This window comes from Fibrella musci, assembly GCF_041321105.1.
GTDB lineage: Bacteria > Bacteroidota > Bacteroidia > Cytophagales > Spirosomataceae > Fibrella > Fibrella musci.
Genome location: NZ_JBGGWD010000011.1, coordinates 103,720 through 116,739 on the forward strand (window position 1 = coordinate 103,720; position 13,020 = coordinate 116,739).

The following is a 13,020-nucleotide window of genomic DNA, read 5'->3' on the forward strand; positions in this document are numbered from 1 at the left end:
TCGTTTATGAAAACCATACGTTTACTCCGGGTGGTCGGGCTATTGCTGTGCCTGTTGTTGGTCACGCCCACCCTACAAGCTCAATTCGTGGTCTCAGACCCGATCCACACGGCGGTATCGAACCTGATGCAGTTGATTCAGAAACCGTCGTTTAAAACGATGGTCGATGCCGTCGAAAAGCTCAAAAAGGTGAAAGGAGCCGTACAGAGCTACCACCGGGGGCAGCAGTTGATTCAGACCGTGCAGCAGACCACGCGCACGCTGCAAAGTATCTCGACGGTCATCAGCAAAGACGGCCACATCTACCCGGCAGAATATTCGCTCATCGCCGACGATCTGAGCGCGATGGGAACCCACGCCAACGACATCCTGAAAGATATGCGACAGGGTACGTCGCAGAACCTCTTCGAGATAAATGATCAGGGCCGGATCGAGTGGATTTTCCGGGCCTACGAGAGTGCGAAGAAGTTTCAGGGGCTGGTCAACAACTATTACTACAAAGTGCGGGCTATGTCGTTGCGCCGGGTACGTTCGCAAAAAGACTGGATGATGACCAGTCGCCTATACGCCATTGCCGAGCCAACGCTGAACAAAACCGGTAGCTACCAGGAGGTGCAGTTCATGCTGGGCGAAAAAGGCTACGACGATGATTACACCGACCGCACGAAGTCGGCCCTCGACGAAGAAACCATTGCCCGGCAACAACGGGAAAAGCAGGCCGAAATCGACCGGAAAACCGCCCTGATGCAGGAATGCCAGGACCGGCTACAGATTGCCGATTTGCAGGGGGAGCAACAGGCATACGCCGAGATGAAGTTCATCTACCCGCCTTACTTCGACCCGGAGAAAAAGGGCAAGCCCAACGGGTACGTGGACCCCTACGACGGCCATATTATTTCGGACGAAGAGTTTGGCATCTTGGTCCGCATCCGGGGCCGACAGATTGCCACCGAAAAGCGGTCAGCTATTCAGCGTGAATGCCAGGAGAAGATGAGCAGTAGTGGAGGCTAAACGTCTGACACAGAACCGTAAAACGTACCAATCCGCTTACATCTTATGCTTTTCGACGCTTACAAAACCTTGCTGGGCCTCTACGCCGACATGACGGCCTCCACGATGGATATCACCGCCCTGATCGAGTCGAAGATTCGGGCCGTTGCCGGCATTGGGGCATTGGTGTACATCTTCTCCCGGCTGATTCCCGACGTGATGCAGAACGGCACGATTAACTTTTTCCCGTACCTGCGTCCATTCATGCTGATGGTGCTGATCGGCCTATCACCCCGCATTTGCAACGGCATCGACAAGCTGGGGGAAAGCATCCGCACGGCGGTCGAGCGGCAGAACGGTACGTTGTACGAGAAGATTGCCGAACAGACCAACCTGCTCCAACAAACAGTCGATGCCAAGTGGCAGGAGATTGGTGAGCACCCCGAATTGTTCCGGCAGGTTGACCCCAACTTTGACCCTGATGCGTTCGGCTCCAGCCTGAAACTCAGCTTTGCTGAATACTCTGAGAAGTTCAAATACGAACTGCTCTCCTACACGCAGGACGTTCTGTTGGCTCTAATGCAACTGGCCGAGTGCATCCTGTTTCTGATCTCGTTCACGTACCGCCTGGTACTGCGGATGGGTGCGCCGATTGCCATTGCGTTGGCCGTGTTCCCCGGCATGACGGGCAACATTGCCGAGTGGTTTGGCAAGTACATCAACTACACGCTACTGCCTGCGGTCGCGGCTGTGTACTCGTCCATCGCCTTCAAGGTCACGCTCAAATACCTCAGCTACTACGACCCCAAGACGATTGTGCTGGGCAACGCAGGCGGGGCCGAAGCCCATACACCCGAATACATGGGATTGGCCTTTATCGGTATTCTGGTCATGTGCCTGATTGGCTATTGCCAGGTGCCATCGATGACCAATATGCTCGTAACAGTTGGGGGTGTGGGGGCAATGGTACAGGGAGCCACGCGCATGGCCCGGTCGGGGGCAGGTACGTTAGCATCACCAGTTACCAAACCACTCAAAGCCGCTGGGCATTCGGTGGCGGCACGGGTTGGCGGAGGTATCACCAACGTAGCCCGATTAGGCGGCAATGTAGCCGGTGGGGTGGCGAAAGCACCCTTCACGATGGCTGCTCATGTGGCAGGCGGGGCGGCACGGGGTGCACGGGCCGGGGCCTCGTCGGGTGGCAACGTCCTAAGCCGGGGCGTAAAGGGGGTAGCCGGGGGGATTGTCGGGGCTGTCATTGGTAGCGGAGCGGGGGCCGTCGCTGCTGCCGAAGGAGCTACGCGCGGGGCGTACCGAAAGACTTTTCCCAATAAGAAAAATCAACTCTAATCTATTGCCTTTACGACTCTGATCTATTGCTTTTCACGTCATGAACTCGATTAATTATCATCATAACCACTTGTTAAACAGCCATAAACAACTTGTGTGGCTAACCGTCAGCGGTATGACCTTTTGTGCGTTGACCGTACTGACCTGCATTGTCTGGAGCTTTGGTCGGTATCGGCAGGCTACGCGAAACACCTTCGTCTTTCATGACAAAGGAGCGGCTATTTCTATCTATGACCAGCGAAGTAATCCGCTGTTAGTCAAATCAGTAGTGAGTAACCCTTACCAACGTACCCGATGAAACAGCTTTTGCAACTGGAAAAAGACTTTCAGCGGGGCCGCTGGCTGCTGGTGGCAGCGTTTGGCTTCAGCCTGATTATCTCGCTTACGGCGGTGGTATTGGCTTTCAAATACAGCAATGAGTTCAGCAAGCGTATTTACCTCGTAAACCGGGGCGAAGCCATTCAGGTAACGTGCGGCAATGTAACGGACAACCGCCCGGCAGAACTGCGGCATCACGTCGGTCGTTTTCACGAGTTATTCTTCACCGTGTCGCCCGACCCAAAATCCATCGACGAAAACATTCGGCGGGCGATGTTTCTCTGCGACGAATCGGCCAAGAGGCTGTACAACAACCTGTCGGAGCAAAATTTCTACCGCGACATGGTGCAGGGTAACGTCACGCAACGGGTGCAGATCGACTCAGTCGTGGCCGACCTGCGGCACTACCCCTACCAAGCAGTCACCTACGCCCGGCTGGTACAGGAACGGGCAACGGCCATCGTCCACCGCAACCTAGTCACGGAAACCACCCTGGTCGACGTGAATCGTTCGGACAACTCGCCCAATGGACTGTTGATGCGGGATTTTCATATTCTCTCATCCCGCGTTACGCAGGAATACAGCAAATAAGATGCTTCGCTTTCGCTCCCGTATCTCGACGGTTACCGATACCGATAAGCTGACAAACGAACAGCACCCAGCGTTCCGGCTGGGTACGTTCCTCGGCAGTTGGCTAACGGCTCGTGAACAACAATTGGCTAACTGGCTCAATCAGGCGCAGCACCGGATCAGCTTTCAGTTACGAAATATCCTTTTAGGACTGATTGGCCTGTTTTTTCTACTCTATTTCATTGCCTTACTGACCTAATCATGGTGCATAATCAACCCGAACAAGACCCTTTATTTGATACATCGTCGGACCAAACACCTGCACCGGGCAACGAAACCCTGCAAAAAAGCAAGTTGGGCCGTAAACAGCTATTCCTGTTGCTGGGTGGTTTTGTGTTTCTCCTGGGGGTTGCCATTTTCGGTTTTATGGGTGGGTTCATCCAATCCTATTCGACCACTGAACCGAGTATTCCCAATGATGCCGGAGCCTCGTCGCTGGCTCCGCCCGAAGCCCGTCCGCACAGCCTTGACCATCGCGAAAAGTACGACAAGTACGGCTTTGACGGAGCCTCGCTCAGTCCTACTACATCGGGGGCGATGGACCGGCAGGCCGCAGCAGGCACCCAACTGCTCACGGGGAAAGACCCTTCGGCCTTGCGCGGATCAAATGAGTCGCTGAGTGAGTCGGACTTGCAGGTAATGAGCCGACAAAACGGCCCAATGACTACACCGTATCAAACGGCCACCGAGCGCAAAACACTGCGACAGCGGCAATTGAATCGACAATTTGGTCATCAGCAAGCCGAGCGAGAAGCTATTTACCGAACTATGCACCGCTCACCCAAAGGCAAAGAACAGCTAGCCGAAGAACGGGTTACCCGGCGCGAACGCGACCTCGACCGGCAGACTGCCGATGCGCTGCTGAAGCAAATGGAAACAGCTAATCAGCGGTTTGCAGGTACGTCAGCAGGCGGTCAGGGAGCCGCAACAGGTACGTCGCTCAACATGAATGAGTACCAGCAGTTGAAGCAACTGCATAACGGCGAGTTTCCCCCCTCCTACCGAGCCTACTTCAAACGGGAAATTGAAGCCGAAAATGGGGCAAAAACAGGCGAACGTGATGCTTCTGTTGCCAACTCCCTAAGCGACGAAGCTGACTTACCAGCGCGAAAGGCAATAAATTTAAGTAACGTTGGCTTTTACGGACTGAGTAGCCAAACCCGTATAGATCCCGTTCCTAAAGCTGGCTCCGGTCAATCCATTCCGGCAGTCATCCACGGTGACGGTGAGGCCATAACAGTACAACAGGGCAGTTCTGTCAAGATCCGGCTCCTCAACGAAACGCCCCTGCGGGTGGCTGGCAAGTGGGTAACGCTGCCCGCTCACACGCTCTTAACGGGTACGTGTTCCATTGGGCAGGACCGGCTCAACATCACCGTTACGAGTCTACGAATAGGGTCGGAGATTTATCCGATTAGCTTCAATGTCTTCGATTTAGACGGTCGAGCCGGGTTGTCGGTGCCTAACCTGTCTCAAAAGAACCAACTCGCGCAGGGCGCGGCCCGTTCGGCGGGTCAGGCAGTATCGTCACCGTATTATTTCGTACCACAAGGATCCTTCGGGCAGCAGGTGGGTGGTCAGATGGCTATGCAGGTCACGAACACAGCCTTCCAGGGAATTCGCTCGCTGCTACAGACCAAGCTAAATGCGGTTAAAGTGACCGTCAAGCCCAATTACCGGGTTTTCCTCCGCTCCGAAGGGGCCAATTCAATGGCAACTGAATAACAAGTTTTTCTTCCAACTTACATGACACGCTTTATCCTACTCTATTTTCTTGCCTTTAGCGCGTGGACGGCCCACGCTCAGTCCATGAAAGCCACGAAGGCGACGCGGGCGTTCTCATCATTGGATAAACCGGTACGTACTAAAACGTCCCTGTATGCGGCTATTCAGCCGTTGGCCGTGAAGGGAATTTCCTCGTCCGTTCCCAGCATCCCTTCGGCAGTGACTACGCCAATGGTGGTTCAGACACCGTCAAAACAACGCGATGAGAAAACGCTTAATCCAGCCAATCTACCCGTCAACGTAGCGAACCCGGCACTGGTGGGGTCCATCCGTACTAAACCGTACATACTCCCCATTGATCGGGCTGCGGTCAGAGGGTCGTATCCGTTGGGCATTTCGGATCGAAAGACAACGCACATCATCTTTCCGGCCCGAATTCAGGAGTTTGATGCTGGTACGGATTACGTATTAGCTCAGATCCCCGAAACAGTAAGGAACGTACTACGCATCAAAGCCAATCCGAAGGCAACCGCTTTTTGCCGGGCTGATTCAGGCCGCGAAACAAACATGACGGTGATGACAGAAGATGGTGGTTTTTACTCGTTTCTGGTTCGTTACCAGGACGAGCCGGAGGTGCTGAACATCAACATGGCCAACAACCTATCGGCGGACGAATATACCAGCCGGACGCTGGGCATCAACCGGGCCACCACCATTACCCTGACCGCTTCGGCAACAGCGACTAACGGAACTCCACCGGTGAGCGACTTGCTCTACCAGTGTCAGCGTATCGCGGATCGTAAGGCATTCATTCGCAACATTGGTGCCTCGACCATGCGAATCAGCAACCTACTGACGGGCATCTATGTAGCTGACAAGGTGATGTATATGCAGTTCACCATTCGCAACGACAGTCAGATTGACTACGAGGTCGATTTCGTTAAGTTTTACGTCCGCGACAAGGATGTACTCAAGCGTATGGCCGCGCAGGAGGTCGAGCTAAAACCTCACACGCATTATCCTGAGTCGTTGACGCTGCTTCGCGCCAAAGCGGAACGTACCGTCGTATACGCACTGCCGGTAACGACAATAACTGAGGATAAAATCATTGACGTGGAGCTGTATGAGAAGAACGGCGGGCGGCACCTGCGTTATCAGATTGAAGCGGACGTAGTACTGTTAGCCAAACCCCTGTGAGTCATGCGACGTATTTTGTTTTTTCTATCACTGAGTTTTTCATCGCTATTACCCGCCCTCGCCCAGGTTCATTTGAAAGGGCAACAGTTTATCGAGATACAAGCGGGTTTGACGGATGATTTCCGCCTGATCAAAAACCAACTGGGCATCAACGCCCTAATCAGTACGGGTCGGTACAACCGACAGTACAACGCTTGGAAAATGACCGTAAGCTACGTACACAAACAACACGCTCTTGCTGATTCGGGAGGTAACCTAACGCTGCGTCAGTTCGGCGTTGGTTGGGGTTATGAGTTTAACCTGTGGCGAAATACAACCCGTACCCGATTTGTCCGGGGAGTGGTACAGCCGACCGTTTTCTACGAAACAGTCTGCAACCCGCAGAAGACCCTCTCTGACACCCTTCAATCAAGTGCAGGTACGTCCCGATTCCTGTTGGGGGGCGACGTTGGCTTAGAGTTGGAGTGGTCGCCAATCCTATTCAGTGTTCGGCAACGCTGGCTGCCCAAATCAACCCTTCAGCCGTTTCATACGCTGCTTTCGATTGGGTGGCGGTTTCACCAATGACAAGCTGGTCTATTCACCAGTACACATAACCTGTTTTTGACTACCTGTTGCATAAAGATTTGCCGTACCTTTGTGTTTGTGAAGTGGATGACGATCATAATAGCCCTCTACGTACTTGGCCTTTCTGTATGGCCTTGTGCAGATGAAGCCCTGCCGACAAATCGGCAAGAGCGGGGGGCTGTCTTGATCGCAGCATCAGTTCCGGTGCCAGCCCCCGTGCATGACCACCATGATGCCTGCACACCCTTCTGCACTTGTGCCTGTTGCGCGGCTACGATCAATATTACTCCGCACTTTAGTTACAGTGTAATGCCAACGGTTGAGCTTGTACCGATAGCAACAGCCATTTTTCAGTATGTCCCCGTTCAGTGGGCGTCTCCGCTTTCTGCCATCTGGCAACCCCCTCAACTTCGGGTCTGAACACCCTCGCCGTACGCGTTGGCTGCTTGTGCTACGTCCTTTCGGGCGGTAGCACGGCTGTCTATACACGTCCGGCATTTTCATATTGTCCATTTGTTCAGACCCGATCATGCTGGATCGCATCATCCATTTTTCTATTCAGAACAAGCTCATCATTGGCCTCTTTACGCTGGCCCTGGTGATCTGGGGCGGCTACTCGCTGAGTCGGCTGCCCATCGATGCCCTGCCCGACATCACCAACAATCAGGTGCAGGTCATCACCCAAAGCCCGGCCCTGTCGGCCCCCGACGTGGAACGGCTTATTAGTTTTCCCATCGAACAAACGATGGCCACCCTGCCTGACTTAGTCGAGGTACGTTCCATATCCCGTTTCGGCCTGTCGGTCGTCACCATCGTCCTTCAGGATAACGTTGACATCTATCTAGCCCGTCAGCAGGTTTTCGAGCGACTTCAACAAGCGCGCTCTCAGATTCCTGCTGACGCGGGCAATCCCGAACTGGCCCCGGTCACGACGGGCCTGGGCGAAATTTACCAGTACGTTCTGCGGGCTAAACCCGGTTACGAAAAACGCTACCCGGCGATGGAACTGCGCTCGATTCAGGATTGGATCGTTCGGCGGCAACTGCTGGGCACCAAGGGCGTGGCCGATGTGAGCAGCTTCGGCGGTTTTCTCAAACAGTATGAAGTAGCCGTCGATCCTCAACGGCTACGGGCCTCCGGGGTAACGATGGACGATCTGTTCACGGCACTCCAAAAAAACAACCGGAATACCGGCGGAGCCTACATCGACCGTCGGCCCAATGCCTATTTTATTCGCTCGGAAGGGCTGATTAATACCGTGGCGGACATCGGTAAAATCATGGTGCGTCGGAATCCCAACGGCATACCGGTATTGGTGCGCGATGTCGCCCAGGTAGGGCTGGGGTCGGCGGTTCGCTATGGAGCGATGACCCGCAATGGCGAGGGCGAAGTGGTTGGGGCTATTGTGATGATGCTCAAAGGGGCCAATTCATCTCAGGTAATCGGAAACGTCAAGCAGCGCATCGAGCAAATCAAGAAGTCGTTGCCCGAAGGCGTGGAAATTCACGCTTTCCTCGACCGCACAAAACTTGTTAACCGCGCCATTGGCACGGTGCAAAAGAACCTCATCGAGGGGGCATTGATCGTGATTTTTGTGTTGGTACTGCTGCTGGGTAACTGGCGGGCGGGCTTGGTGGTGGCCTCGGTGATTCCACTGGCCATGCTCTTTGCCGTATCGCTGATGAATCTGTTCGGCGTGTCGGGCAACCTGATGAGCCTGGGGGCCATCGACTTCGGGTTGATCGTCGATGGAGCCGTCATCATCGTGGAAGCAACCCTGCACCACATCGCCCTGAAGAACTTCCGGCATAACCTTTCGCAAACTCAGATGGACGAGGAGGTGTACGAATCGGCCAGCCGCATCCGTTCCTCGGCAGCTTTTGGCGAGATTATCATTTTGATCGTGTACCTGCCCATTCTGGCCTTAGTAGGTGTGGAAGGCAAGATGTTTCGACCGATGGCCCAAACGGTCGCGTTTGCCATTCTGGGGGCGTTCATTCTCTCGCTCACCTACGTACCGATGGCCTCGGCCCTGCTACTGAGTAAGAAACCGGTCAAGGAGGGAACGCGTACCATCTCCGACCGCATTATGGGCTTTTTCCACCGATTGTATGACCCGGCCATCCGTTGGACACTGAGCCATAGAGGGCTGGTGGTTGGTTTATCCGTTGGCCTGTTTGCCGTCGCACTGTTCATCTTCAGTCGATTAGGCGGAGAGTTCATCCCGCAGTTGGACGAGGGAGATTTTGCCGTCGAAACCCGCGTGATGACGGGCGCGTCACTCTCGCAGTCGGCAGATGCTTCACTGCAAGCCGGTAAGGTGTTGAAAGACAACTTCCCGGAGGTGATTGAAGTCGTGAGTAAGATTGGGGCCAGCGAGATTCCTACAGATCCGATGCCCATTGAGGCCGCCGACGTAATGGTTATTCTCAAAGACCGGAGCGAGTGGACCTCAGCGAGCAGCCGGGAGGAACTGGCGGAGAAGATGCAGGAGAAGTTGAACCAGATTCCGGGCGTGAGTTTTGGTTTTCTGCAACCGATCCAGATGCGCTTCAGCGAGTTGATATCCGGCGTGAAGCAGGACATTGCCATTAAGCTCTATGGCGAAGACCTCAATGTCTTAGCCGATTACGCGGCCCGCATTGGCCGGGTGGCAGGTACGGTACCGGGTGCCGAAGACCTCTACGTGGAGCAGGTATCGGGACTCCCTCAGATCGTGGTGAATTACGACCGCGATGCGCTGTCGCGTTTTGGTTTGTCGGTTGAGGATGCCAACCGCTACCTACAGGCCGCGTTTGCCGGTTCGTCGGCGGGGTTAGTGTATGAGGGCGAACGGCGGTATGATTTGGTGGTGCGCCTACAGCAGCAGAGCCGTCAACGGCTCGAAGACGTACAGAATCTGTTGGTAACGACGGTAGACGGTCAAGCTGTCCCGTTGGGGCAACTTGCGGATGTCTCGTTTCAGAATAGCGTCAACCAGATTCAACGCGAAGATGCCAAACGGCGCATCATCGTGGCCTTCAATGTGAGGGGCCGCGACGTGGAAAGCGTCGTCAACGAACTGCAACGCAAACTGGATGCTCAGATTAAGCTGCCAGTCGGGTATTACGTCACTTACGGGGGGCAGTTTCAGAATCTTCAGGAAGCTAAAGACCGGCTCAGTATCGCCGTGCCGGTGGCGTTGGGGCTGATTTTCCTCCTGCTCTTCTTTACGTTCGGTTCGGTGCGGCAAAGCCTGCTCATCTTCTCCGCCATTCCGCTGTCGGCTATCGGGGGCGTGATCGCGCTCTGGCTCCGCGATATGCCGTTTAGTATCTCGGCGGGGGTAGGCTTTATCGCCCTCTTTGGGGTGGCGGTGTTGAACGGCATCGTACTGATTGGTGAGTTTAACCACCTCAAGGCTGAGTCGGAGTTGGACCTGCGTGACCGAATTTTGCAGGGCACGGCCACCCGGCTACGCCCCGTGATGATGACCGCCCTGGTGGCCTCACTCGGCTTTTTGCCGATGGCTTTGGCAACCACCGCCGGTGCGGAGGTGCAACGTCCTTTAGCAACTGTCGTGATCGGCGGGTTGGTATCAGCTACGCTCCTAACCTTGCTGGTATTGCCGTGTCTGTACTGGTGGGAGCAAACTGGTTTCGGGAAACGCAACGTTGGCAGGACACCCGCTATGGCGAGTAAACTAGTTAGTTTACTGTTGATCGAAACGCTGATTGTGGTGGGAATAAATACGGCGAAAGCGCAGATACCCCAATTAGCTACAAGCCCTCTAACGCTCGACGCGGCTTTACAACAGGCTATCGCCAACAACGGTACAAGTCGCATCAGTACGCTGGGCGTTGCGCAGCAGCAAACCGGTCGCCGGGCGGCCCGCGAAATCGGGGCTACCAGTTTCGGATGGACCGGTGGGCAGTACAACAGCATCAACTTCGACAACAACTTTACCGTTACTCAAACCCTGCCGAATCCAAAACTGGTGCGCCAACTAGGCCGACTCGCCGATGCGAACGTCACGGGCGCGGAAGCACAGGCGCGGCTCACGCAGAACGGCTTACGAGCGCAGGTGAAAGCGGCCTACTTCGATTTGTTGTACCTGGCCGAACGACGGCGGTTGCTGTGGGCGCAGGACAGCCTGCTGGTAGCATTTCGGTCGGCTACGGAGCTGCGGCAACGTACCGGTGAAGGCACGGCGGTGGAAGTTGCCACGGCGACCAACCAGTTGGGCGAGATTCGTAATGCACTGGCGCAAACCGAAGCCGACCGACAAATTGCCCTGAGTCGGCTACAAACGTTGCTCAACACTGACGGCCCTGTCAGTTTATCCGACTCAACGCTCACGCGCCGGACGTTACCCGCCCTGACCGACTCGGCTACGCTGGCTCAAACGCCCGAACTGACTTTGTTGCGGCAGCAGATCGACATAGCGGCCCGCCAAACCGATGTCGAGCAGGCCCGGCTGCTTCCCTCCTTCTCGGTGGGTTATTTCAATCAGTCGCTCATCGGTACGTACCTGGTTGGTCAGCAGGAGGTGTACTATGGAGGAGGTCGGCGATTCCAAGGGTTGACGGCGGGCGTAGCTATTCCAATCTTCCGAAAACCGCAGCAGGCTCGCGTGGAAGCCGCCCGGCTGGGGCAGCAGGTCAGCGAAGCCACACTGGCTCTGACCCAACGCAATTTGCAGGGTGAGCTAAGGGCCACCATCCAGGAAATTCGGAAGCTGCAAAGTTCGCTCACGTACTATGAACAAACGGGATTGCCAACCGCCCGGCTGCTGGCCGACAAAGCCGGTGTGGCCTTTCGGGCGGGTGAAATTGGCTACCTCCAGTATTCGCAGGCCATCACGCAGGCTTATCAAACGCGCGCCAGTTACGTCGACGTACTGGGGGCGTACAATCAAACTGTCATTCGCTTAGAACAACTGCTGGGCTTACCCTAAGATAACCGCTTCGGCGTTCCAATCATGAAACGAATTTTGTATAGTATCAGCCTGTTGTGGCTGCTTACCGGGTGCGGGGATACCGCCCAAAAAGAAAGTGAGACAACGGCGGAGGCAAAATCGGCGGCTGAAAAAGCCCACGAAGAAGCCCCAACAGACATCGTTGAACTGACCGATGATCAGATCCGCATCGGGGCTATCAGCACAGGCCAGATCGAGTACCGCAACCTGGGTCAGCTTCTGCAAGTCAATGGCCGATTGGCCGCTCCCGCCCAGAGCCAGGTAGCCATTACGGCCCTGCAAGGAGGTTTTGTGCGGAGCCTGCCGCTGTTACCCGGTCAGCCGGTTCGCAAAGGGCAGGTGCTGGCTCGCATCGAGAACCCAGACCTGGTGCAGTTTCAGCAGGACTATGCTGAAAACCATAGCCGCCTGACGTACCTGGATGCCGAGTACGCCCGCCAAAAAGAACTGAGTGAGCAAAACGTGAGTGCGCTGAAAGTGTTTCAGCAAACAGCCTCGGAGCGCAATCAGGTACGTTCCCGCCTGGGTGGCCTGGCGCAACGGTTGCGGCTGGTAGGGTTATCGCCCCAAGCCGCGTTGGATGGTAAATTTAGTGCCACCTACGTCGTCGTAGCACCGGTATCGGGCATCGTGACCGACGTACCTGCCACAGTAGGCCAGTACGTGCAGCCCGCCGATATCATGGCCCGGCTTACCAGTAGTCAGGGTCTTTACGCTGAATTAACGGTATTTGAAAAAGACTTGCCCCAGCTACGGGAGGGCCAGCGGGTTAGCCTCCGGCTCAACAACGAAGGTGGTCGGGAGCGGAGTGGGCGCATCACTTACATCAACCGAACCATCGAAGCCGACCGGTCGGTCCGGGTCGTGGCCCGGCTTGATCAGCCGGATACTCGTCTGGCTCCTAATACCTTTTTGAAAGCTACCTTGGATCTAGGCGACAGCCGGGTAACGGCCCTGCCCGAAGGGGCCATTGTATCGGCAGAAGGCAAGGATTACATTTTCATTGCCACCGACAAACGGGCACCCGAACTCCACGACGGTTCGGCGACTCAGCACAAGGAAAGTCAAATGGAGCAGCACGGTACAACATTTAAGCAAATTCCGGTGCGCCGGGGCGTGACAGAAGGCGGCTATTCGCAGGTGACACTACCCGGCACGCTCGATTTGAGCAAGGTAAAGGTGGTGGTGAAAGGCGCATTTGCTGTCCTCTCGCAACTCCAGGCCGCCGGTGGCGAAGAGGAAGGTCACGGCCATTAAGTGCTTTTAGTTAATCAATATGAATTAGA

Annotated in this window: 10 protein-coding genes; all 10 read left to right on the top strand. The window is 55.3% G+C overall.

Translation table 11 applies throughout. From position 1 onward, the window contains the following. The first annotated feature begins 6 nt into the window (after window positions 1-6). The 10 genes from ACAW74_RS28005 (at window position 7) to ACAW74_RS28050 (ending at window position 12,991) form a co-directional block, all read left to right on the top strand. Entirely contained in the window at window positions 7-1,011 is a 1,005-nt protein-coding gene (locus tag ACAW74_RS28005; protein ID WP_370701553.1) for a hypothetical protein, read from the top strand. 45 nt (window positions 1,012-1,056) lie between these two features. Next, window positions 1,057-2,340: a TraJ family protein gene (locus tag ACAW74_RS28010; protein ID WP_370701554.1), complete on the top strand. Its 1,284-nt coding sequence runs from the start codon at window positions 1,057-1,059 to the stop codon at window positions 2,338-2,340. 294 nt (window positions 2,341-2,634) lie between these two features. Beyond that, window positions 2,635-3,249, top strand: a complete 615-nt coding sequence (traK, locus tag ACAW74_RS28015) for a conjugative transposon protein TraK (RefSeq protein ID WP_129606109.1) — start codon at window positions 2,635-2,637, stop codon at window positions 3,247-3,249. Between the two features lies 1 nt (window position 3,250). Then, window positions 3,251-3,487: a hypothetical protein gene (locus ACAW74_RS28020; RefSeq protein WP_129606111.1), complete on the top strand. Its 237-nt coding sequence runs from the start codon at window positions 3,251-3,253 to the stop codon at window positions 3,485-3,487. A gap of 2 nt (window positions 3,488-3,489) precedes the next feature. After that, a complete protein-coding gene (gene traM / locus ACAW74_RS28025; RefSeq protein ID WP_370701555.1) occupies window positions 3,490-5,013 on the top strand; it encodes a conjugative transposon protein TraM in 1,524 nt (507 codons plus the stop codon). A gap of 21 nt (window positions 5,014-5,034) precedes the next feature. Continuing rightward, on the top strand, window positions 5,035-6,210 hold the full coding sequence (gene traN / locus ACAW74_RS28030) for a conjugative transposon protein TraN (RefSeq protein WP_370701556.1): 1,176 nt from the start codon (window positions 5,035-5,037) through the stop codon (window positions 6,208-6,210). A 3-nt stretch (window positions 6,211-6,213) separates the two neighbouring features. After that, entirely contained in the window at window positions 6,214-6,777 is a 564-nt protein-coding gene (locus tag ACAW74_RS28035; protein ID WP_370701557.1) for a conjugal transfer protein TraO, read from the top strand. 87 nt (window positions 6,778-6,864) lie between these two features. After that, window positions 6,865-7,197, top strand: a complete 333-nt coding sequence (locus tag ACAW74_RS28040) for a DUF6660 family protein (RefSeq protein ID WP_370701558.1) — start codon at window positions 6,865-6,867, stop codon at window positions 7,195-7,197. A 109-nt stretch (window positions 7,198-7,306) separates the two neighbouring features. Beyond that, window positions 7,307-11,713, top strand: coding sequence for a CusA/CzcA family heavy metal efflux RND transporter (locus ACAW74_RS28045; protein WP_370701559.1), 4,407 nt, complete (start codon window positions 7,307-7,309; stop codon window positions 11,711-11,713). A gap of 24 nt (window positions 11,714-11,737) precedes the next feature. Further along, window positions 11,738-12,991 (top strand): efflux RND transporter periplasmic adaptor subunit, encoded by a 1,254-nt coding sequence (locus ACAW74_RS28050; protein ID WP_370701560.1) that lies wholly within the window; start codon window positions 11,738-11,740, stop codon window positions 12,989-12,991. Window positions 12,992-13,020: the final 29 nt, after the last annotated feature.

What these genes read in the sequence shown, in the direction of transcription:
- ACAW74_RS28010 (WP_370701554.1), top strand. Translation starts at nt 1,057, where the DNA reads ATGCTTTTCGACGCTTACAAAACCTTGCTGGGCCTCTACGCCGACATG.
- ACAW74_RS28035 (WP_370701557.1), top strand. Translation starts at nt 6,214, where the DNA reads ATGCGACGTATTTTGTTTTTTCTATCACTGAGTTTTTCATCGCTATTA.
- ACAW74_RS28050 (WP_370701560.1), top strand. Translation starts at nt 11,738, where the DNA reads ATGAAACGAATTTTGTATAGTATCAGCCTGTTGTGGCTGCTTACCGGG.
- ACAW74_RS28040 (WP_370701558.1), top strand. Translation starts at nt 6,865, where the DNA reads ATGACGATCATAATAGCCCTCTACGTACTTGGCCTTTCTGTATGGCCT.
- ACAW74_RS28045 (WP_370701559.1), top strand. Translation starts at nt 7,307, where the DNA reads ATGCTGGATCGCATCATCCATTTTTCTATTCAGAACAAGCTCATCATT.
- traK (WP_129606109.1), top strand. Translation starts at nt 2,635, where the DNA reads ATGAAACAGCTTTTGCAACTGGAAAAAGACTTTCAGCGGGGCCGCTGG.
- traM (WP_370701555.1), top strand. Translation starts at nt 3,490, where the DNA reads ATGGTGCATAATCAACCCGAACAAGACCCTTTATTTGATACATCGTCG.
- ACAW74_RS28020 (WP_129606111.1), top strand. Translation starts at nt 3,251, where the DNA reads ATGCTTCGCTTTCGCTCCCGTATCTCGACGGTTACCGATACCGATAAG.
- ACAW74_RS28005 (WP_370701553.1), top strand. Translation starts at nt 7, where the DNA reads ATGAAAACCATACGTTTACTCCGGGTGGTCGGGCTATTGCTGTGCCTG.
- traN (WP_370701556.1), top strand. Translation starts at nt 5,035, where the DNA reads ATGACACGCTTTATCCTACTCTATTTTCTTGCCTTTAGCGCGTGGACG.